The 21549-nt window shown below is 63.3% G+C and carries 24 protein-coding genes; 1 reads left to right on the plus strand and 23 read right to left on the minus strand.

The window, feature by feature from the left end:
• Nucleotides 1-18 precede the first annotated feature (18 nt).
• Genes rpsR through rpsF form a run of 3 tightly spaced genes read right to left on the minus strand, consistent with a single transcriptional unit; the run spans nucleotide 19 to nucleotide 1035 of the window.
• Entirely contained in the window at nucleotides 19-309 is a 291-nt protein-coding gene (gene rpsR / locus AC07OK_RS07845; protein WP_008450941.1) for a 30S ribosomal protein S18, read from the minus strand.
• Nucleotides 310-324: 15 nt separating this feature from the next.
• Complete coding sequence (gene priB / locus AC07OK_RS07850; RefSeq protein ID WP_043482237.1) at nucleotides 325-630, minus strand: primosomal replication protein N; 306 nt, start codon at nucleotides 628-630, stop codon at nucleotides 325-327.
• A gap of 18 nt (nucleotides 631-648) precedes the next feature.
• A complete protein-coding gene (rpsF, locus tag AC07OK_RS07855; protein WP_026334223.1) occupies nucleotides 649-1035 on the minus strand; it encodes a 30S ribosomal protein S6 in 387 nt (128 codons plus the stop codon).
• Nucleotides 1036-1275: 240 nt separating this feature from the next.
• Between rpsF and lexA the strand changes: the two genes are divergently transcribed.
• Nucleotides 1276-1914 carry a transcriptional repressor LexA gene (gene lexA, locus AC07OK_RS07860; protein ID WP_494689783.1) on the plus strand — a complete coding sequence of 213 codons (639 nt, stop codon included), beginning with the start codon at nucleotides 1276-1278 and terminating at the stop codon, nucleotides 1912-1914.
• A 3-nt stretch (nucleotides 1915-1917) separates the two neighbouring features.
• Here the strand turns inward: lexA and AC07OK_RS07865 are convergent, their stop codons facing one another.
• The 20 genes from AC07OK_RS07865 to leuC all read right to left on the minus strand — a co-directional run bounded on the left by AC07OK_RS07865 (nucleotide 1918) and on the right by leuC (nucleotide 21540).
• Nucleotides 1918-2460, minus strand: a complete 543-nt coding sequence (locus AC07OK_RS07865) for a serine hydrolase domain-containing protein (protein WP_494689784.1) — start codon at nucleotides 2458-2460, stop codon at nucleotides 1918-1920.
• Between the two features lie 21 nt (nucleotides 2461-2481).
• Nucleotides 2482-2976 (minus strand): hypothetical protein, encoded by a 495-nt coding sequence (locus tag AC07OK_RS07870; RefSeq protein ID WP_494689785.1) that lies wholly within the window; start codon nucleotides 2974-2976, stop codon nucleotides 2482-2484.
• Between the two features lie 59 nt (nucleotides 2977-3035).
• Nucleotides 3036-4280, minus strand: coding sequence for a cystathionine gamma-synthase family protein (locus tag AC07OK_RS07875; protein WP_494689786.1), 1245 nt, complete (start codon nucleotides 4278-4280; stop codon nucleotides 3036-3038).
• A gap of 55 nt (nucleotides 4281-4335) precedes the next feature.
• A complete protein-coding gene (gene purF, locus AC07OK_RS07880) occupies nucleotides 4336-5859 on the minus strand; it encodes an amidophosphoribosyltransferase (RefSeq protein ID WP_494689787.1) in 1524 nt (507 codons plus the stop codon).
• 39 nt (nucleotides 5860-5898) lie between these two features.
• Entirely contained in the window at nucleotides 5899-6387 is a 489-nt protein-coding gene (locus AC07OK_RS07885; protein ID WP_494689788.1) for a CvpA family protein, read from the minus strand.
• 17 nt (nucleotides 6388-6404) lie between these two features.
• Entirely contained in the window at nucleotides 6405-7415 is a 1011-nt protein-coding gene (locus tag AC07OK_RS07890) for an SPOR domain-containing protein (protein ID WP_494689789.1), read from the minus strand.
• Nucleotides 7416-7437: 22 nt separating this feature from the next.
• Nucleotides 7438-8727 (minus strand): bifunctional tetrahydrofolate synthase/dihydrofolate synthase, encoded by a 1290-nt coding sequence (folC, locus tag AC07OK_RS07895; RefSeq protein WP_494689790.1) that lies wholly within the window; start codon nucleotides 8725-8727, stop codon nucleotides 7438-7440.
• A gap of 83 nt (nucleotides 8728-8810) precedes the next feature.
• A complete protein-coding gene (gene accD, locus AC07OK_RS07900) occupies nucleotides 8811-9683 on the minus strand; it encodes an acetyl-CoA carboxylase, carboxyltransferase subunit beta (protein WP_116990177.1) in 873 nt (290 codons plus the stop codon).
• Nucleotides 9684-9805: 122 nt separating this feature from the next.
• Nucleotides 9806-10087: a hypothetical protein gene (locus tag AC07OK_RS07905; protein ID WP_494689791.1), complete on the minus strand. Its 282-nt coding sequence runs from the start codon at nucleotides 10085-10087 to the stop codon at nucleotides 9806-9808.
• A complete protein-coding gene (locus AC07OK_RS07910; protein WP_494689792.1) occupies nucleotides 10088-10369 on the minus strand; it encodes a BrnT family toxin in 282 nt (93 codons plus the stop codon). It lies immediately after the preceding gene.
• An 89-nt stretch (nucleotides 10370-10458) separates the two neighbouring features.
• Nucleotides 10459-11256 carry a tryptophan synthase subunit alpha gene (gene trpA, locus AC07OK_RS07915; protein ID WP_494689793.1) on the minus strand — a complete coding sequence of 266 codons (798 nt, stop codon included), beginning with the start codon at nucleotides 11254-11256 and terminating at the stop codon, nucleotides 10459-10461.
• Between the two features lie 10 nt (nucleotides 11257-11266).
• Nucleotides 11267-12502, minus strand: a complete 1236-nt coding sequence (trpB, locus tag AC07OK_RS07920) for a tryptophan synthase subunit beta (protein ID WP_494689794.1) — start codon at nucleotides 12500-12502, stop codon at nucleotides 11267-11269.
• The gene (locus AC07OK_RS07925) at nucleotides 12465-13178 is read right to left on the minus strand and encodes a phosphoribosylanthranilate isomerase (RefSeq protein ID WP_494689795.1); all 714 of its coding nucleotides are present in this window, start codon (nucleotides 13176-13178) and stop codon (nucleotides 12465-12467) included. Before AC07OK_RS07925 ends, trpB begins: the two co-directional genes overlap by 38 nt.
• Nucleotides 13179-13187: 9 nt before the next feature.
• Entirely contained in the window at nucleotides 13188-13991 is an 804-nt protein-coding gene (truA, locus tag AC07OK_RS07930; protein WP_494689796.1) for a tRNA pseudouridine(38-40) synthase TruA, read from the minus strand.
• Between the two features lie 48 nt (nucleotides 13992-14039).
• Complete coding sequence (locus AC07OK_RS07935; RefSeq protein WP_494689797.1) at nucleotides 14040-16826, minus strand: motility hub landmark protein FimV; 2787 nt, start codon at nucleotides 16824-16826, stop codon at nucleotides 14040-14042.
• A gap of 213 nt (nucleotides 16827-17039) precedes the next feature.
• A complete protein-coding gene (gene asd / locus AC07OK_RS07940; RefSeq protein ID WP_332853786.1) occupies nucleotides 17040-18167 on the minus strand; it encodes an aspartate-semialdehyde dehydrogenase in 1128 nt (375 codons plus the stop codon).
• A gap of 28 nt (nucleotides 18168-18195) precedes the next feature.
• Nucleotides 18196-19266, minus strand: coding sequence for a 3-isopropylmalate dehydrogenase (leuB, locus tag AC07OK_RS07945; RefSeq protein ID WP_494689798.1), 1071 nt, complete (start codon nucleotides 19264-19266; stop codon nucleotides 18196-18198).
• Between the two features lie 15 nt (nucleotides 19267-19281).
• Nucleotides 19282-19929 (minus strand): 3-isopropylmalate dehydratase small subunit, encoded by a 648-nt coding sequence (leuD, locus tag AC07OK_RS07950; protein WP_492932247.1) that lies wholly within the window; start codon nucleotides 19927-19929, stop codon nucleotides 19282-19284.
• A gap of 54 nt (nucleotides 19930-19983) precedes the next feature.
• Nucleotides 19984-20109 carry an entericidin A/B family lipoprotein gene (locus AC07OK_RS07955; protein WP_008450980.1) on the minus strand — a complete coding sequence of 42 codons (126 nt, stop codon included), beginning with the start codon at nucleotides 20107-20109 and terminating at the stop codon, nucleotides 19984-19986.
• A 27-nt stretch (nucleotides 20110-20136) separates the two neighbouring features.
• Nucleotides 20137-21540: a 3-isopropylmalate dehydratase large subunit gene (leuC, locus tag AC07OK_RS07960; RefSeq protein WP_494689799.1), complete on the minus strand. Its 1404-nt coding sequence runs from the start codon at nucleotides 21538-21540 to the stop codon at nucleotides 20137-20139.
• Nucleotides 21541-21549 lie beyond the last annotated feature (9 nt).

The raw sequence follows: 21549 nt of genomic DNA on the forward strand, positions 1-21549 counted from the left end.
CTTATCTAGACGACGCAATTAAGCGTGGTGCAGATCGGTGTAAGGCAGCAGCGCGAGGTAGCGAGCGCGCTTGATTGCGGTGTCAACTTGACGCTGGTAGTGCGCCTTGGTACCGGTCAGACGTGCTGGCATGATTTTGCCGTTTTCCTGGACGAAGTCTTTCAGGGTGTCGACGTCTTTGTAGTCAACTTGTTCTACGTTTGCTGCGGTGAAGCGGCAGAATTTCTTACGCTTGAACAAAGGATTCTGTTGCTTGCGCTTTTCTTTCAGCTTGAGCTTGTTTTTGTCGAACTTTTTACCGAATGCCATTTTAGGCTCCTGTATCTAAATTGAGCTGTCTGGGACAGCACTAAAATCAATGATGTGAAACACCAGGCTTTTGCTATTGCGATTCTTCTTGTTCAGAAAACCGGTGAACTGATACATGCCTGCCAGTGGCGCCTGACTGAAGCGGCCTGAAATCTCGCCCGCGGCAACCGCGGAAATTTCAAACTCGCTCAATCGGGCGATGCCTGCCTCCATCTGCTGGGATCGGTGCTGGAGTACAGCATTCACGATCGGCATGCCGGCCGGGGTGTAGCGCAAGGCGTCCCGTTCGGCGATGAGAGCAATAAACTGGAGCTGATTCAGCTCGGTTCCTGGCAACAATTAGGCCGCAGGAGCAGCAGCAACTGCTGGAGCTTCGGTGCGATGCGATTTCGCTGCATCTTCACGTTGTACCGACTTCATCATCGGCGAAGGAGCGGTTTCCGCTTTCTTCATCTTGACGGTCAGGTGACGCAGCACGGCATCATTGAATTTGAAGGCGGTTTCCAGCTCGACCAGGGTCTCGTTGTCGCATTCGATGTTCAGGCAGATGTAGTGTGCTTTAGCCAGTTTCTGGATCGAGTAAGCCATCTGACGACGGCCCCAATCTTCAACACGGTGCACGGCGCCGCCGCGGGTGGTTACCGAGGCTTTGTAACGCTCGATCATGGCGGGCACTTGCTCGCTCTGGTCCGGATGGACGATAAATACTATTTCATAGTGACGCATGCAAACTCCCTTAAGGACTGTGAATATAGCCCACCCTGGCGTCAAGACAGGTGTGGGAAGAGGTAAGCCCGCGACTATATCAGCTTTTCCGCCAAAAGACCAGCCCCGGGGCGGACGCAAAATCCCATCCCTTGCGAGCCTCCATGAAATTATTTCGTGCTAAGCAACAAATTCCCTTGCATTTCGCTTCACACTGTACAAAAATACAGACTGTCTATATACACAGGCCTAAAGCACTCTATGATCAAGCTCACCGCAAGACAGGAACAAATTCTCAATCTGATCAAGGATGCCATCGAAAACACCGGCTTCCCGCCGACCCGTGCCGAAATCGCCAATGAGCTGGGCTTCAAGTCCGCCAACGCGGCCGAGGAGCATTTGCAGGCATTGGCGCGCAAGGGCGCGATCGAGATCGCCGCCGGCACTTCGCGCGGCATCCGCCTGCTGGGCGTGCACGCCGAGCCGGCCGCGTCCAAGGTGCCGGTGTCGCTGATGATGTCGCTGCCGCTGATCGGCCGCGTGGCCGCCGGCTCGCCCATCCTGGCGCAGGAAAACCTGGAAACCAGCTACAGCGTCGATCCGGCCATGTTCTCGTCCCGCCCCGACTATCTGCTGAAGGTGCGCGGCGAATCGATGCGCGACGCCGGCATCATGGACGGCGACCTGCTGGCCGTCAAAAAAGTGGACAGTGCCAAGAACGGCCAGATCGTCGTGGCCCGCATCGGCAACGACGTCACCGTCAAGCGCTACCGCAAGACCGGCTCGCTGGTCGAACTGCTGCCGGAAAACCCGGACTTCAAGATCATCAAGGTCGATCCTGAAGCGGACGAGTTCGCGCTGGAAGGCCTGGCGGTCGGCCTGATGCGCAGCTGGCACTAAGCTCTACATCGCCATCGGCTTGGGCACGATGAGCGGGAAGGCGCTGTTCAGCGCCCGCCTGGCGATGTCGTCCGAGCCCATGTGCGAGTTCGACATCAGCACCACGCCGCGCTGCGCACTGGTGTCGAAGCCGATATAAGTGCGGTAGCCGCCCGTGCCGCCCTTATGCCAGACAATGTGCGAGCCGTGCTGCTCCAGCACATGCCACCCCAGCCCCACCGACAACTCCGGCTTGCCCTCGACCGCGTGACGCGGCCGGTGCGCCGCCTGCATCGCGCCGTACAGCGGCGTCTTCAGCAATCCCATATTCGCGCCCACAAACTTCAACAGGTCCGCCGTCGACGAGCGCAGCGCGCCCATGCCGGCCAGCGCCGGCATATCCCAGTTGGACGCCACCCTGCCCGGCATGTCGTAGCCGGTCGCCAGGTGCTGGCGCATGGCCGGCGTCAATGCGATCGCCGTGCTGCCCATGCCCAGCGCGCCGGTGATGCGCTGGCGAACCAGGGTTTCATAATCGACGCCGGTGCGCAAAAGACAATATTGCATCAATTCCTGCCAAACGGCAGCTTAGCGCTTGCCTGCGGTCTCCGGCAGGTGCGACAGCTCGCGCGCGCTCAAGGCGATGTCGCCGCGCCGGCCCTCCCACGCCGCCTGCGACAAGGTGACCGCGTCCGCCTGGCGCTTGGCCTCGTCCGCCACGCGCACGAACACCTCGCTCATCAAGGCCTGGGCGGCGTCGATTTCATCATCCGTCATCAGGTCGGCCAGGTCGGGGGGGATGCTCTTGCCCACCGGGAGTGCGGCATTGTAATTCGCAAGGAACTGGTCGTAGCAGCTGCGCCACGCGGCCAGCGCCCGCGTCATGGCAGGGCCGCCGGCCTGCGCCGGGCGCATCGGCATGTTGGGAGGCTGGCAGTTGAAACGGGCCAGCGAAATATCGGCGCCGTCGTAGCGGCTGGTGTAGTACTCGATCTCGGCCTGGCGGGCCAGGCGGCGGGCCTGCTCGTCGGCGCAGGCGTTGGTCGACAGCACGGTCAAGGCAAATACCCATGCTGCTCTCATAACGCCTCCTCCCGCTTAGCAAAATTGAAAGCTTAGATTATCACAACTCGGCGCGATGCTCAGCAAGCTTCCAGTGCGCACGTGAAATCGTCCAACAGATCGTCGGTATCTTCGATGCCGACCGACACCCGTATCAGCGATTCCGCGATGCCCATCGACGCCCGCCGTTCCGCGCCCATCTCGAAGAAGATGGTGTGCGCCACCGGGATGATCAGCGTGCGCGTGTCGCCCAGGTTGGAGGCTGGAATCGCCAGTTTCAAGCGGTTCAGGAAGTCGAAGCAGTCGATGCCGTCCTTCAGCTCAAAGCTCAGCAGCGAGCCGAAGCTGCGGAACAGTTCGCTGGAGATGGCGTGCTGCGGATGCGACGCCAGGCCTGGGTAGTAGACGGCGGCCACGCGCTCGTCCGCTTCCAGCAGCCGGGCCAGCGCCAGCGCATTGGCGCTGGTGCGCTCCATGCGCAACGCCAGCGTCTCGGCGCCGACGGCGATGTGGTGCGCCGCCTCCGGCGCCAGCGAGGCGCCGAAGTCGCGCAAGCCCTTGGCGCGGATCTGCGCCAGCCCCCATTGCAGCGGCGCGGCCTTCTTGTAGTTCTCGTAGATGTTCGGGTAGCGGGTCCAGTCGTAGGCGCCGGTGTCGGTCAGGCTGCCGCCCAGCGCGTTGCCGTGGCCGCCGATCGACTTGGTCAGCGCGTTGACCACCAGCCCGGCGCCGACCGATTTCGGACGGAACAGGTAAGGCGTGGTCATCGTGTTGTCGACGATGTAGAGGATGCCGCGCTGCTGGCACAGCTCGCCGATGCGCTTGAGGTCGGCCACTTGCGTGCGCGGATTGGCGATGGTCTCGACGAACACCACGCGGGTCTGCTCGGTGATGGCGGCGGCCACGTTGGCGACGTCGGTGGCGTCGACGAAGGACACCGCCACGCCCTGCGCCATGGTGGTCTGCCACAGGCTGTTGGTGTTACCGAACAGGAAAGACGACGACACCACATGGTCGCCCGCGCGCAGCAGCGACTGGAACACGGCGCCGATCGCGCCCATGCCGGTGGCGAAGCAGATCGTGCCGACGCCCTGCTCCATCTGGTTGACCTTGTCCTCCAGCGCGGAGATGGTCGGGTTGCCCTGGCGGCCGTAGCGGAAGCCCGGCTCCTTGCCCTGGAACACAGACGCCAGCTGGCGCGCGTCGGCGTAACCGAAGGCGACCGAAGTGTGGATGGGCTTGTGCAGCGAACCGTGCTCGATGCCCTTCTGGCGATCGTTGTGCAGGATGGTGGTGGTGAAGCCGTAGTTTTTCTTGTCGTTCATGTTCAAGCAGTCAAAAAAAAAGCCCGGTGCGGAATGATCCGCACCGGGCGCGACATCAGCCTTCGGCGGTCGCGAGATTCAGATTCAGTTGCGAGCGCCCAGCATCCTCGGGGCCGGCGGCCTTCGGGTGGTGGCGCGCGTATTCCAGCTTGTCCAGGTAGTCCTTGGAGATGTCGCCAGTGACGTAGACGCCGTCGAAGCACGAAGCCTCGAAGTTCTTCAGCGCCGGGTTGACGTCGGAGATGGCGCGCTTCAACGCGTCGATATCCTGGTACACCAGGTGATCGGCGGTGATCTCGCGGCAGACTTCCTCGGTGCTGCGGCCGTAGGCGATCAGCTCGTCGCGGGTAGGCATGTCGATGCCGTACACGTTAGGGAAGATCACCGGTGGCGCCGCCGAAGCGAAGATCACCTTCTTGGCGCCGGCTTCGCGCGCCATCTGCACGATCTCGCGGCTGGTGGTGCCGCGCACGATGGAGTCGTCCACCAGCAGCACGACCTTGTCCTTGAACTCGGAAGCGATGGCGTTCAGCTTCTGGCGCACGGACTTCTTGCGCGCGGCCTGGCCCGGCATGATGAAGGTGCGGCCGATGTAGCGGTTCTTGATGAAGCCTTCGCGATATTCCACGTTCAGCGCCAGCGCCAGCTGGATCGCGGCGGGACGCGACGAATCCGGAATCGGCATGACGACGTCGATCTCGCCATCCTTGAATTCGCGCTTGATCTTCTCGGCCAGGTACTCGCCCATTTTCAGGCGGGTGGCGTAGACGGAGGCGCCGTCGATGACGGAATCCGGACGCGCCAGGTAGACGAACTCGAACACGCAAGGGTTCAGCGACGGATTGTCCGCGCATTGGCGCGAATGCAGCTGCTTGTCGGCGTCGATAAAGACCGCCTCGCCCGGCGCGATGTCGCGCACGAAGCGGAAGCCCATGCCTTCCAGCGCCACGGACTCGGAAGCGATCAGGTACTCTGCGCCCAGCTCGGTTTCGTTGATGCCCAGGCACAGCGGACGGATGCCGAACGGATCGCGGAAGGCCAGCAGGCCGACGCCGGCGATCTGCGCCACGGCAGCGTAGCCGCCGCGCACGCGACGATGCAGCACGGTCACGGCGTTGAAGATGGTTTCAGCGTCGATCGAGATGCCGGTGGTGGCTTTCTGGATCTCGTGGGCCAGCACGTTGAGCAACACTTCCGAATCGGAATCGGTGTTGATGTGGCGGCGGTCGTTCTGGAACATTTCTTTTTTGAGCTGTTCCCAGTTGGTCAGGTTGCCGTTGTGCGCCAGGGTGATGCCGAACGGGGCGTTGACGTAGAACGGTTGCGCTTCTTCCTCGCTCGACGAACCGGCGGTTGGATAGCGGCAGTGACCGATGCCGGAATTGCCTTGCAGCGTACGCATGTTACGGGTACGGAAAACGTCACGAACCAGGCCGTTGGCCTTGTGCATGGCGAACATGCTGCTGTGATTGGTCGCGATACCTGCCGCATCCTGGCCGCGGTGCTGCAGCAGCAGCAATGCGTCATACAGCAGTTGGTTGACAGGTTGATGAGAAACGACGCCGACGATGCCACACATGATGTTGCTCCTGGACTGGGTGCTACTGATTTAAAGAATTCAAAAATTCACATGCTGCGCCATGGCAGCGGGAAGAAAGGCTTTCACCGTATGCGCTCCGGTCTCCGCGAACGGACTCAATAGCGCATCCTTCCAGAATGCTTGTTGCGGTATCGAGGTCATCCCACACAGGATGACACCGGCCAGCACAATTACAAGGCCGCGACCGAAGCCGAACACCATGCCCAGCGCGCGGTCAACCAGGCTGAGGCCGCCGGCATCGAGCAAGGCGGCCAGCGCCATGGCCAACAGGCCCGTCAAAATCTTCACACCGATAAACAGTGCGATAAAGGCAAGAATCAGCCGCAACACCTCGCCCGGCACCACCGGCGGCAGCATGGGCGCCAGCACGGCGGCGTAGGCGTTGGCGACCACGAAGGCCACCACCCAGCCCGCCAGCGACAACACTTCCTTCACCAGGCCGCGCGCCATGCCGATGATGACCGATGCGACCAATACAAACATCACCAGATAATCAAATATCGTCACGTCGGGCGCCTGCTGGATCAGACGGTTTCGAGACGGCCGCTCAGGCCCATGGCGCTCAGCTTGGCCCGCACTTTTTCGGCCTCGTCCTTGTTGGTGAACGGCCCCACGCGCACGCGGGTGATGTCACCGGACGGCGTCTTTTGCGTGAAGGAGCTGATGCCGGCTTTCTTCAATTTTTCGCGCAGCTCGTCGACCTTGGCCTGGTCGCTCAGCGCGGCCACTTGCAGCACGAATTTCTGGCCGGTTTCGGCGGCGGCGGCGGCCGGCTTGGCGGCGGCCTTGCCTTCCAGGATGGCCAGGGCGCGGGCGTCTTCCGACGTCGCCGCCGGCTTGGCGCTGTCGGCCTGCTTGGCGGCCTTGGCTTCGGCCAGCTTGCGCTCGGCTTCCGCCTTGGCCTTGGCCTCGGCCTTCACTTCGGCTTGCTTGCGTTCGATTTCCAGCTTGTAGTCGGCGTCCTGGCGGGCCTTGGCTTCGTTGTCGGCCTTGAGTTTGGCGATCGTCTCAGCCTTGGCCTTGGCTTCGGCCTTCAGTTCGGCGTCGCGCTTGGCGGTATCGACCTTGACCGGTGCGACCACCAGCGGCGCGGCCGGCGCGGCGGCGGGCTTGGCCGGCTTGACGTCGTCGACGATTTCTTCCCGGCTATCCAGCGCGGCGCTCTGCGCTACCGGCGCGGCGGCCGGCGCAGGAGCGGCCTCGGCCAGCTTGTCCTTGGCGGGAATCTTGATTTCGATATCGGACGCCAGCGGCTTCGGTTCGGAATCGAGCACCATCGGCAAGCCGATGGCGACGCCCAGCGCCAGCGCGATGGCGCCCACCAGGCGGCGGCGCGCGCGTTTCTTTTCAGGCAACACCGGATCATCCGCTTCGCGGTCTTTGCCGCGGCGGGAATTGGCGGAACCATCCGCCGACGAGGCGCGCTTGGCGCGTGCGCGCTCCGTCGCGGCCTGGTCATCTGCGCTGGTGTAATAGCCGCTGTCCTGACCAGCGGTCTCTTGCTTGTTTTTACCGAGTTTCGAGAACAAGCCCATGCGTGATTTCAGTCCTGTGCGTTCAATGGAATGCGGATTTTCGTGCCGCCATGACGCCGGCGACCGTGAGGAAAGATCCAAAGACCACAATTCTATCATTCTCCCCGGCTCGGCTGATCGCATTTGCATAGGCAGCGGCCGGATCGTCGAAGATATTGATGGTGCGTTCGGCTTTTTCTTCCTGCACGATTTGCACCTTGGCCGCCAGTTCCGAGGCGCTGGCCGCGCGCGGCGACGGCAGGTTGGCCAGGCACCAGTGGTCCACGTGCTCGGACATGGCGGCGATCACGCCGTCGATATCCTTGTCGTGCATGGAGCCGAACACGGCGTAGGTGTAGGGGTGGAAGCCCATATTGCCGAGGTTCTGGTTCAGCGCCGAGGCCGCGTGCGGATTGTGTGCCACGTCCAGGATCACGGTCGGGCGGCCAGGCAGCACCTGGAAGCGGCCCGGCAGCTCCACCGTCACCAGGCCGGTGCGCACTTCCTGCGCGCCGACCGGCAATTCCATCTTCAGCGCCTCCAGCGCGGCCAGCACGGCGGCGGCGTTGAGGATCTGGTTGGCGCCGCGCAGGCTGGGATAGGCCAGCGAATTGCGGCGCTGCGAGCGGCCGCCGTAGTTCCACTGCTGCTTGTCGCCGGAATAGTTGAAGTCGCGCCCCATCAGCCACAGGTCGGCGCCGATGGCGGCGGCGTGGTCGATCAGCGATTGCGGCGGCACCGGGTCCGAGCAGATCGCGGTCTTGCCGGCGCGGAAAATGCCGGCCTTCTCGAAGCCGATCGCCTCGCGCGTGTCGCCCAGATAATCGGTATGGTCGATATCGACGCTGGTGACGATGGCGACGTCGGCGTCGACGATGTTGACCGCGTCCAGGCGGCCGCCCAGGCCCACTTCCAGGATCGCCACATCCATGCCGGCGCCCGCCAGCAGGTGCATGATGGCCAGCGTGGTGAATTCGAAGTAGGTCAGCGGCGTCTCGCCGCGCACCGCCTCGACCGCGTTGAAGGCGGCCACCAGCACGTCGTCGCTGGCCAGCTCGCCGTTGATGCGGGCGCGCTCGTTGAAGTCCAGGAAGTGCGGCTTGATGTACAGGCCGACCTTGTAGCCGGCGCGCAGCAGCACCGATTCCAGCATGGCGCAGGTCGAGCCCTTGCCGTTGGTGCCGGCCACCATGATGACCGGGCAGCTGAAGCTCAGCTGCAAACGCTCCTTGACGGCGAGCACGCGGTCCAGGCCCATATTGATGACGGTTTCGGCGTGGCGCGACTCAAGCAGTGCAAGCCAGGCGGGCAAAGTAGTTGGGAGATTCGGCATGATGGGGGCTCAGAAATGAAAAACGGCGCGCAGGCCGGCATGATAGCCGATTGCGCGCCGTAGCGTGGGGAACTGGCCGAATCTTAGGCCAGTACCTCTACAGCTTGATTCTGCAGCAGTGCCATCAGACGGGCGATTTCTTCGCGCATCTTGCGGCGGTCGACGATCATGTCGACGGCGCCCTTGGTGACCAGGAACTCGGCGCGCTGGAAGCCTTCCGGCAGTTTCTCGCGCACGGTGTTTTCGATCACGCGCGGGCCGGCGAAGCCGATCAGCGCTTTCGGCTCGGCGATGACGACGTCGCCCATGAAGGCGAACGAAGCGGACACGCCGCCCATGGTCGGATCGGTCAGCACGCTGATGAACGGCAGCTTCTTGTCGGACAGCTTGGTCAGCATGGCGGTGGTCTTGGCCATCTGCATCAGCGACAGCAGGCCCTCTTGCATGCGGGCGCCGCCGGTGGCGGTGATGCAGATGAACGGTACTTTCTGCTCCAGCGCCACTTGCGCGCCGCGCACGAAGCGCTCGCCGACCACGGAGCCCATCGAGCCGCCCATGAATTCGAATTCAAAGCAGGCCACCACGCACGGCAGGCTCATGATGGCGCCGCCCATGACGATCAGCGCATCGGTCTCGCCGGTGGCTTCCATGGCCTGCTTGAGGCGGTCAGGGTATTTCTTGCTGTCCTTGAACTTCAGCGTATCGACCGGCAGGGTGTCCATGCCGATTTCATAGCGGCCGCCGGCGTCGAACAGGCTGTCGAGGCGCTCACGGGCGCGGATGCGCATGTGATGGTCGCATTTCGGGCAAACGTGCAGGTTCGATTCCAGATCGGTGCGGTACAGCACGGCCTCGCAGGACGGGCATTTGACCCACAGGCCCTCGGGCATGGTCTTGCGTGCGGCAGCGTCGGAACGCTGGATACGTGGGGGCAGCAGTTTTTCCAACCAACTCATAAATTCTCCTTGCAGCTAACTTGTGGCCGAAGTGTAGCCGTTTCTCGCCCCTCTGTCGAACTTTGCAGTACAACAATTTTTAAGGTTCGTCATGAAATTGGCGGGGTTTTAGAGGTAAACCACTACACCCTCGTCTCACATTCGATCTGCCGTTCTATGTACGCATCTATGTCTTTCCGCTCTTCCAGCGTGGGAAATCCGATGTTGAGTATCCCGCCAGCGCTCGCCAGCTTCTGCAAATATAGCTGCATTACCTTTTCAACAGGAAAGCCATAGGCGTCGCCGACTTTTTGAAAGTAAGCCAGCGAATCGAAGTCCAAGCGAAACGTGACTTCTTTGCTCAGCTTTTCAAAAAAAGGGTTGGGGACACGTTTCATCTTAGAAAAATCATATTCTTTACGCATTTATCGCTCCTCGGAATATTGTTTCCGCTCCAATTTTGATGCTCTTCGAGCGGAAATGATGCGAACCCTGTCATCGTTTGGGAAACAATAGCTAATCACTAATAAAACATCGCGGCGCCGGCTTTGGGCCAATAGCTGGTAGCGGTCTTCAAACTCGGCATGCTCAGAATCCAACCATGATTGGGCATACGGATCTCGGAACGCATCTTTAGCCTCATCAAAACTCACTCCGTGTTTGCGGAGATTGATTTGGGCTTTGCGGACATCCCACTCGAAGCGCACGACCGCTCTCCTTCAACATAGCCAGTACTTAACTATGTATCAAGGTGAACGGTCGGGACTTGATGCCGGCTAAGGGTGCCGGCGCGGTTTTATGCGTCGAGCGCGGCGCGGATGCCGCTGACGAAGGTTTGCACAGCGGCGACGGCGCCGTCCTTGCCGGCGTTTTCAATTTCCTGGATGATGCGGCTGCCGATGACGACCGCGTCGGCCACCTCGGCCACGGCGCGCGCGGTGGCGCCGTCGCGGATGCCGAAGCCTACGCCGATCGGCAGCTGCACGTGCTTGCGGATCGCCGTCAGGCGCTCCGCCACTTCCACCGTGTCGATATTGCCGGCGCCGGTCACGCCCTTGAGCGAAACGTAGTAGCTGAAGCCGCCGCCAACCTTGGCCACCTGCGCGATGCGGGCCTCGGTCGAAGTCGGCGCCAGCAGGAAGATCAGGTCCAGCTCGGCGGCGCGCATGGCGGCCGCGAACTCCTCACACTCTTCCGGCGGGTAATCGACCACGATGGCGCCGTCCGCCCCCGCCGCCTTGGACTTGGCGATGAAGGTGGCCGCGCCGATGCGCTCGATCGGATTGGCGTAGCCCATCAGCACCACCGGCGTGGTCTGGTTGGTCTTGCGGAACTCCGCCACGTAGCCGAACACGTCGTGGATGCCGACGCCGTTGGCCAGCGCCCGCTCGCAGGCGCGCTGGATCACCGGGCCTTCGGCCATCGGATCGGAAAACGGCACGCCGAGTTCCAGGATGTCGGCGCCGCCCGCCACCATGGCGTGCATCAGCGGCACCGTCGATTCCGGCGACGGATCGCCGGCGGTGATGAAGGTGACGAGCGCGGTCTTGTTGTGCGCCTTCAGGGCGCTGAAAGTTGCTGCGATTTTGGACATGTCGTTTTCCTTAGTTGAAGTTCAAACCCATACGTTCTGCTACCGTATGCATGTCCTTGTCGCCCCGGCCCGACAGGTTGGCCAATATGATTTGATCTTTAGGCAAGGTTGCCGCCAGCTTGGCCGCGTAGGCCAGCGCGTGCGACGATTCCAGCGCCGGGATGATGCCTTCGATATGACAACAATCGTGGAAAGCCTGCAACGCCTCCTCGTCCGTGATCGACACGTATTCCGCGCGGCCGATGTCCTTCAGGTAGGCGTGCTCCGGTCCGACGCCCGGATAGTCGAGGCCAGCCGACACCGAATGGGTCTCGATGATCTGGCCGTTCTCATCCTGCAGCAGATAGGTGCGGTTGCCGTGCAGGACGCCCGGGTAGCCCTTGGTCAGCGAAGCGGCATGCTTGTCGCCGTCCAGCCCTTCGCCCGCCGCCTCGACGCCGATCAGGCGCACCTGTTTCTGGTCGATATACGGGTAGAAGATGCCCATGGCGTTGGAGCCGCCGCCGATGCAGGCCACCACGCAGTCCGGCTGGCGGCCGGTCATTTCCGGCATCTGCACCAGGCACTCCTCGCCGATCACCGACTGGAAGTCGCGCACCAGCATCGGATAGGGATGCGGGCCGGCCACGGTGCCGATGATGTAGAAGGTGTTTTCAATATTGGTGACCCAGTCGCGCATGGCTTCGTTGAGCGCATCCTTCAAGGTCTTGGAGCCGGACTCCACCGGCACCACGGTCGCGCCCAGCAGTTTCATGCGGTAGACGTTCTGCGCCTGGCGCTTGACGTCCTCGCTGCCCATGTAGACCACGCACTGCAGCCCGAAACGGGCGCAGATGGTGGCCGTGGCGACGCCGTGCTGGCCGGCGCCGGTCTCGGCGATGATGCGCGGCTTGCCCATGCGCTTGGCCAGCAAGGCCTGGCCGATGACGTTGTTGATCTTGTGGGCGCCGGTGTGGTTCAGGTCTTCGCGCTTGAAGTAGATCTGCGCGCCGCCGGCCAGCTCGGACCAGCGCTTGGCGTAGTAGATCGGCGACGGCCGGCCGACAAAGTGCTTGAGCTCGTAACGGAATTCGTCGAGGAACTCCGGATCCTTGCTGTAGCGCTCATAGGCTTCGTTGAGCTCGGCAAGGGCGTAGGTCAGCGTTTCGGCGACGAAGGCGCCGCCGTAGGGGCCGAAATGGCCTTTGGTATCGGGGAGGTTGTAATCTTTAGCGTGGAACAACGGCTTCGCTGGGGCGTTCATCATGATGGATTTCGCTTTCGTTCATGGTATCTCCGGCCCGCACCGCCGCGACAAAGTCGGCGATCTTGCGGGCGTCCTTGATCCCCTTGGACGCTTCGACACCACTGCTGATGTCGACGGCGTAGGGGCGTACACCGACCACCGCGTCAGTCGCGTTGTGTACGCTCAAGCCACCACTTAAAACGACCCGAGGCGCGAGATCTTTTGGAATGAGAGACCAATCAAAACCCTTTCCTGCACCGCCATAGGCATCCACATAGGTATCCAGCAACAGGCTGGTGAACAAGGGACTGGCGGCGCGGCATAGCTGCTCGTATTCTAGCAAATCGGACGGAAGTGTGTCGGGTTTGACGCGGAACACCCGCATGAACTGTCGCCCGGCCGCCGCGGCGATGGCGGCGGACTGTTCCACCGTCTCGTCGCCGTGCAGCTGGATCAGCGCAATCGGCGCCACCTTGCAAGTGGCCGCCACCTCGTCCGGTGTGGCGTTGACGAACAGGCCGGTGCAGGTGATGAAGGGCGGCACGGCGCGGATCAGCTCGGCGGCCTGTTCGGGCGTCACGTAGCGCGGGCTCTTGGGGTAGAACACGAAGCCGATCGCATCGGCGCCGGCCGCCACCACGGCTTGCACATCTTCCAAGCGGGTCAAACCGCAGATCTTGATACGCGTGCGTGCCATGTTCATCCTTTAAAACCAAGGGAGCGCGCTGGTGGTCTCCAGCGGCAGTTCCCATTTGGGGTCGTAGTCGATTTTGGCCAGGTACAAGCCGTCCGGCATGAAGGTCGGCGCGGCGGCGTGGCGGTCCTTGGTTTCCAGCAGCTGGCCCAGCCACTCCGGCTGCTCGCGCCCGGTGCCGATGTAGACCAGCGAGCCGACCAGATTGCGCACCATATGATGCAGGAAGGCGTTGGCGGTGATGGTGAACACCACCAGCTCGCCGTGGCGCTTGATCTGGATATCGTGCATCAGCTTGACCGGCGACTTGGCCTGACATTGCGCGGCGCGGAAGGCGGTGAAGTCGTGCCAGCCCAGCAGCGGCGGGATGGCCTGCTGCATCAGCGCCACGTCCAGCGGACGGAAGCAGAAGCCGGCGCGCCCTTCCAGCAGCGGCGAGCGGGTCGGATTGTTGTACAGCACGTAGTGGTAGGTGCGGGCGCGGGCGCTGAAGCGGGCGTGGAAGAAGTCGTTGACGCCGGGGTCGCCGTCGAGCTGCTTGGCCCAGCGCACCGCGATCGACGGCGGCAGGAAGGCGTTGACGCCGCGCACCCAGGAATGGGTGTCGCGCACCAGTTCGGTGTCGAAGTGCACCACTTGTTCGAGCGCGTGCACGCCGGTGTCGGTGCGGCCGGCGCAGGTGGTGGCCAGCGGCACCCTGGCGAACTTCTCCAGTGCCTGTTCCAGCTTATCCTGGACCGTGTGGCCGTCCACCTGTTTCTGGTAGCCGTTCCACGCGGTTCCGTCGTACTGGACGCCGATTGCTATCCGTTTCAATTGCTGCCCGATGTCGTGTCAGAGTCAGCCATTATATACGGAGCGGCCTTACCCCAATTGGGCGCGCATGGCGTTGGCCTTGGCGATCTGGTCGTCGCTGCCGCCGCGCAGCACCTCGTCCAGCAGCTCGCGTGCGCCTTCCTTGTCGCCGATTTCCTGATAGGCGATCGCCAGGTCCAGCTTGGTGTCCATTTCCATGTGGTGCGCCGACAGCGTGTCGTCGCGCGCGGGGGCTGGCGCGGCGTCGGCCGCGGCCGGGGCGCCCAGCGCGGTATCCAGGTCGAGATCGATGCCGGACAGGTCGAACTCCTGGGCGGCCGGCGCCGGTGCCGGCGTGATTTCTTCCGCGCCTTGCAGCGCATCGCTGAAGTCGCCGGCGTCGAACTCGGCGGCCGGCGCCGGGGCTGGCGAGGGTGCCGGCACGGCCGGCAGTTCCGGAATTTCAAAATTCATCAGGTCGAGGTCCAGCGGATCGGTGCTGGCCGATGGCAAGCCAGGCGCCACCGTCTCGGCCGGCAGGTCCAGGCCGAAGTCCATGCTCAGGTCCTCCGCCGGCGCGGGCGCGGGTGCCGGGGCTGGCGCGGCCGGCGCATCGAAGGCCAGGTTGAAGGCGTCTTCCGGCGAGGCTTCCGCCTCGGCCGCAGGGGCCGGCGCTGGTGCGGCCGCGGCTGGCTCGAAACTCAGGCCGCCCAGGTCGAAGTCCATCATGTTGTCGGTTTCCGCCGCCACCGAGGCTGGCGACACCGAGGCATCGGCTGCCTGCGGCAAGGCGGTTTCCATCTCGCTGCCGAAGTCCATCAGATTGCTGTCGCCGGCGGCAGGCGGCGCTTCGAAGCCCAGGTCCAGGTCCAGGCCAGCGGCGTCCGGCGCCGGGGCGGGGGCCGGTGCGCTGAAATCGTTGCTGAAGTCCGATGCGCTGAACGCGGCTGCGCCGGCGGCGACACCGGCGGCGGCCACGACCGGCGCGGCGGCAAACATGCCGGCGCCGTCATCGGCAGCGCCGCCTTCGGCGTACAGCGGATTGCCGGCATCGAGGGTGCGGCCCATGGCGGCGGCTTGCGCCCACTCATCGCCCTGGCCGCGGGTCATCGAATACAGCTCGGAAGCCTGGCTCTCGAACGCGCGCGCGTCCTTGCGGGTGACGTAGATTTCCAGCAGCTTCAGGCGCACGGCGTGGCGCTCAGGATGGCTGCGCAGCGCTTCCTTCAGAATTTCCTCGGCCTGGGCGTCGCGGCCGTAGGCGATGTAGACGTCGGCTTCCGCCACCGGATCGACTTCATTGGTGTCGAGCTGGCTGGCCGATGGCGCAAAGTTGGAATTGAACACGCTGTTGTTGGTGTCGACGCTCTGGCCGCCCGCTTCGGCGATCAACGCCTGCGATGGGATCGCGGTGTCGCCGAGGATGCTGCCCTCTTCCTTCGGCACCTCGAACTTCTTGCGGCGGCGCGAAGCGATCACCGCGCCGGCGCCGGCCAGCAGGGCCGCAGCCGCCAGGCCGACGTATTGCAGGTTGTCCATCATCTGTTCGAACAGGCTAGGCTCGAGTTTCTTCGGCGGGATCACCAGCGAGCGCTTGGGCTTGGCCGGCGCCGAGGCTTCGACCTGGGCCGATGCCGGCATCGAGGCCGAGGCCGAGGCCGAGGCGGAAGCCGAAGCGGAAGCGGAAGGTTTCGCGGCGTCCGCGCCGGCCTTGTTCTTCACCGCCATCAGGTTTTCCAGGTCGTGGACGTTCTTTTCCAGTTCCTTGGTGCGGGCGGCGGCTTCGTCGAGTTCCTTCTGGTGGGCGATCTTGTCTTCCACCGCCATGCCAGTCTTGCCGGCGACCGGCGCGCCGGACGTGGTTTTCGACAGGGTCAGCTTGTCCTTGGCGGCGTTGACGGCGTTCGGCTTTTCCTCGACCTTGGCGGTGATCTTGCCCGACACGTTCTGGGTGGTATCCGGCTCCTTGGCCGGCGTGCTGTTGGCCACCTGCCCGGCCAGCTTGGCGCGGTAGGCGTTGAAGTCGGCCGCGTGCGCGACCACCACGCCGCGCGCTTCGCCTTCCGGCGCGCTGTTGCGGATCGTGTCGGCGTCCGGCACGGCCAGGATCTGGCCCGACTTCAGGCGGTTCATATTGTTGCCGGAGAACGCTTCCGGATTGGCGCGGTACAGCGCCACCAGCATCATGTCCAGCGACACGTCGACCGGTTTGACCTGGTTGGCGATGCGGGTCAGGTTATCGCCGGACTTGACGGTGTATTCATTGACGGCAGGCTTGGCCGGCGCGGCCGGCTGGCGCACTGGCGCCGGCGTGCTCGGCGCCACCGGCGCGGCGGCCGGCGCTGTCGCGACCGGCGCGGCGGCGGGTGCCGGAGGAGCGGCCGTGCGGCCCAGGTCCACCGGCGCGGCCACTTGCGGCGCTTGCGTCGCGCGCATGTCTGCCGGGTCCAGCAGGAAGGTGTATTCGCGGACCATGCGGCCGCCGGTCCAGTTCAGCTCCAGCAGCATGTCAACGAAGGGTTCGTTGACCGGCTGGCTGGACGTTATGCGTATCAACTGGCGGCCATTGCGCTGCTCGATGTCGAAACGCAGCGACAGCAGCGTCGGATTGAAATCGATATTGGCGGTGCGGAAAGCTTCGGCCGGCGCCAGCTTGGCGACCAGCGCGCCCGCTTCGTCCGCCGAGACCGCGGTCAGTTCGATCTCCGCCCGCAGCGGCTGCCCCAGCGACGATAAAACCGTCAGCTTGCCTAGCCCGGCGGCGTTGGCGGAAGCCACTAACACCGCACTGGCGACAGCCCCAGTGAGCGTCTTCAACGCGAAGGAAACAATGCTGGAGCGAGTGGGTACGTGCATAGTGGGCGGCATCTGGTTGTCAGAGGGAAAATGTTACTTTCCCAGATATATCAACATATCATCATGCTCCAGAGCATGCAAGCTTTGCACGATGTTTCTCTAGTGATACATGAGGATGTGTAACGTCTATGCATACTTTAAACTAAAAAAAGGGGTTTTCCCTATGAGAGCTCATAGAGAAAACCCCTTCTGCTTTAACAATTGCGCGGAAGCTTACTTATCCAGCACGATGCGCAGCATGCGGCGCAGCGGTTCGGCCGCGCCCCACAGCAGCTGGTCGCCGACGGTGAAGGCCGACAGGTAGTCGTCGCCCATGCTCATCTTGCGCAGGCGGCCGACCGGGATCGTCAGGCTGCCGGTGGCGGCGGCCGGCGACAGGTCCTTGACCGACGCTTCACGGGTGTTCGGCACCACTTTGACCCACTGGTTGTTGGCGGCGATGATGTCGTGGATCTCGTCGATCGGTACGTCCTTCTTCAGCTTGATGGTCAGCGCCTGCGAATGGCTGCGCATGGCGCCGATGCGCACGCACAGGCCGTCGACCGGGATGGCTTTGGAACCGAAGTCCGCGCCCAGGCCCAGGATCTTGTTGGTCTCGGCGCCGCCCTTCCATTCTTCCTTCGACTGGCCGTTGCCCAGGTCCTTGTCGATCCACGGGATCAGGTTGCCGGCCAGCGGCGCGCCGAACTGCTTGGTCTCTTCGGCGCTCAGGCCGTGCTGGGTGGCCAGCACCTGGCGGTCGATTTCCAGGATGGCGGAAGCTGGATTGTCCAGCAGCGCTTTCACCGACGAATTGATGGTGCCGAACTGGGTCAGCAGCTCACGCATGTGCTGGGCGCCGCCGCCCGATGCCGCCTGGTAGGTCATGGAGGTCATCCACTCGACCAGGTTGTGCTGGAACAGGCCGCCCAGGCCCATCAGCATGCACGACACGGTGCAATTGCCGCCGACGTAGTTCTTCACGCCCTTGCCCAGCGCGTCCTTGATGACGTGCAGGTTGACCGGGTCCAGCACGATGACGGCGTCCTTCTCCATGCGCAGCGTGGAGGCGGCGTCGATCCAGTAGCCGTTCCAGCCGGCCGCGCGCAGCTTGGGGAACACTTCGGTGGTGTAGTCGCCGCCCTGGCACGAGATGATGATCTCGCACTTTTTCAGTTCGTCGATGTCGGTCGCGCTTTTCAGTTTGGTTTCATTCTTCGCCATCGCCGGGGCGTCGCCGCCCGGGTTCGAGGTGGTGAAAAACACCGGTTCGATGTGGGCGAAATCGCCCTCTTCCTGCATGCGCTGCATCAGGACCGAACCAACCATGCCGCGCCAACCTACCAAGCCTACGAGTTTCATTTTCTTTCCTTCGAATGATTTATACGATTTATACCAAAGCCTTGACCACCGCGTCGCCCATCTGTTCCGTGCCCACCTTGGTGGTGCCGGCTTCGTAGATGTCGGCGGTGCGCAGGCCTTGCGACAGCACGTGCTTGACGGCGTTCTCGATGCGGTCGGCCTGTTCGGCCTTGTTCAGCGAGTAGCGCAGCATCATCGCGGCCGACAGGATCGTCGCCAGCGGATTGGCGATGCCCTTGCCGGCGATGTCGGGCGCGGAACCGTGCGATGGCTCGTACAGGCCCTTGTTGTTGGCGTCCAGCGAGGCCGACGGCAGCATGCCGATCGAACCGGTCAGCATCGAAGCCTGGTCGGACAGGATGTCGCCGAACATATTGCCGGTGACGATGACGTCGAACTTCTTCGGCGCGCGCACCAGCTGCATCGCGGCGTTGTCGACGTACATGTGCTCGAGCGCGACGTCCGGGTATTCCTTGTGGACGTCGGTGACGATGTCCTTCCAGAACTGGAAGGTCTCCAGCACGTTGGCCTTGTCGACGCTGGTCAGGCGCTTGCCGCGCTTCTGCGCCGCCTGGAACGCCACGTGGGCGATGCGGCGGATTTCGCCTTCGGCGTAGCGCATGGTGTCGAAACCTTCGCGCTGGCCCTTGAAGGCGCCGTCCGGGCACTCGCGCACGCCGCGCGGCTGGCCGAAGTAGATGTCGCCGGTCAGTTCGCGGATGATCAGGATGTCCAGGCCGGACACCACTTCAGGTTTCAAGGTCGAGGCGTTGGCCAGCTGCGGGTACAGGATGGCCGGACGCAGGTTGGCGAACAGGCCCAGCTGCTTGCGCAGGCCGAGAATGGCCTGCTCGGGACGCAGCGCGCGTTCCAGCGTGTCGTACTGGTAGTCGCCGACGGCGCCGAACAGCACCGCGTCGGCCGCCTTGGCCAGCGCCAGCGTGCCTTCCGGCAGCGGGTGGCCGTGGGCCGCGTAGCCGGCGCCGCCGACCGGCGCGCTTTCCAGCTCAAATTGTTCGCCCAGTACGTTCAGGACTTTGACGGCTTGCGCGATGATTTCCGGGCCGATACCGTCGCCCGGGAGGATAGCGATTTTCATGAGTAGTTTTCGAGATTAGATGACGTTGGCCAACCAAGGTTGGGTTGCCAGATGGCGCTCTTCGAAGCCGCGGATAGCGTCGGCGTGACGCAGGGTCAGGCCAATATCGTCGAGCCCGTTCATCAGGCAGTATTTGCGGAAGGCGTCGATCTCGAAGGGATAGGAGACGCTGCCATTGCTGGTGGAGATGCGCTGCTGTTCAAGGTCGACCACCAGACGGTAACCGGGGAAGGCCTTGACTTCATTGAACAGATGGTCGATCTGCGTTTCGGATAAAACGATGGGCAGCAAGCCGCTTTTGTAGCAGTTGTTGAAGAAGATGTCGGCGAACGACGGCGCGACGATGGCGCGGAAGCCGTACTGGTCCAGCGCCCACGGCGCGTGCTCGCGCGAGGAGCCGCAGCCGAAGTTCTTGCGGGTCAGCAGGATCGAGGCGCCCTGGTAGCGCGCCTCGTTGAGCACGAACTCCGGATTGAGCGGACGCACGCTGTTGTCCTGGCCCGGCTCGCCGTGGTCCAGGTAGCGCCATTCGTCGAACAGGTTGGGACCGAAGCCGGTGCGATGAATCGACTTCAAAAATTGCTTCGGAATGATGGCGTCGGTGTCGACATTGGCGCGGTCCAGCGGGGCCACCAGTCCTTCGTAGATCGTAAATTTATCCATGATTCTCGTTCGGGTTGTGCGACGGCGGACCGTCGCGGCCCGCCGTGCTGCGGTTTATTTTTTGGTCGAGGCGCCTTCCAGCGACTCACCGACCTTTTTGACGTCCTTGCCGAAGCCGTTGACGGTGTTGCAACCGGTCAGGATCAGCGCGATGATGGACAGGGCGAATAGTTTTTTCATGTTGGGTCTCTAGGGATGGTTAAGACATCAACGCAGCGTGCGCACGTCGACAAAGTGGCCGGCGATACCGGCTGCCGCCGCCATGGCGGGAGACACCAGATGGGTGCGTCCGCCCTGGCCTTGGCGTCCTTCAAAATTGCGGTTCGAGGTGGAGGCGCAGCGCTCGCCCGGTTCCAGGCGGTCGGCGTTCATCGCCAGGCACATCGAGCAGCCCGGGTCGCGCCATTCGAAACCGGCGTCCTTGAAGATGCGGTCCAGGCCTTCCTTCTCGGCCTGGTCTTTGACCAGTCCGGAGCCCGGCACCACCATCGCCAGCTTGACGTTGGAGGCGCGGTGCTTGCCGCGCACCACGTCGGCGGCGGCGCGCAAATCCTCGATGCGCGAGTTGGTGCAGGAGCCGATGAAGACCTTGTCGATGCGGATGTCCTCGATCGCGGTGTTCGGCTTCAGGTTCATGTAGACCAGCGCCTTTTCCATCGCATCGCGTTTGACGCTGTCTTTTTCCAAATCCGGATCCGGCACGCGGCCGTCGATCGCCACCACCATTTCCGGCGACGTGCCCCAGGTCACCTGCGGCTTGATCTCGGCGGCGTTGAGCGTGACCACCAGGTCGAACCTGGCGCCGGCGTCGCTGTGCAGCGTGCGCCAGTAATCGACCGCGCGGTCCCAGTGCGGACCGGCCGGCGAAAACGGCCGGCCCTTGACGTAGTTGATGGTGACGTCGTCGACGCCGATGATGCCGGCGCGCGCGCCCGCTTCGATCGCCATATTACAGACCGTCATCCGGCCTTCCATCGACAGCGCGCGGATGGTCGAACCGCCGAACTCGATACAGTAGCCGGTACCGCCGGCAGTGCCGATCTTGCCGATGATGGCCAGCACCACGTCCTTGGCGGTGACGCCGGCCGGCAGCGCGCCGTCGACCTGCACCAGCATGGCCTTGGATTTCTTTTGCAGCAGCGTCTGGGTCGCCAGCACGTGCTCCACTTCCGAGGTGCCGATGCCGTGCGCCAGCGCGCCGAAGGCGCCGTGGGTCGAGGTGTGCGAGTCGCCGCAGACCACGGTCATGCCCGGCAGGGTCGCGCCCTGTTCCGGTCCGATCACGTGGACGATGCCCTGGCGCTTGTCGTTCATGTTGAAGTAGGTCAGGCCGTAGGACTTGGCGTTCTTGTCCAGCGTTTCCACCTGCAGGCGCGAGACCGGATCGGCGATGCCGTCGGCGCGGCCGGTGGTCGGCACGTTGTGGTCGGCCACCGCCAGGTTGGCGGACACGCGCCACGGCGCGCGGCCGGCTTCGCGCAGGCCGTCGAAGGCCTGCGGGCTGGTGACTTCGTGCACCAGGTGGCGGTCGATGTACAGGATCGTGGTGCCGTCTTCTTCGGCCTTGACCACGTGGGATTCCCAGAGTTTGTCGTAAAGCGTCTTCATCATAATTTATGA

The organism is Duganella sp. GW821-FHT07G03, from assembly GCF_059418605.1.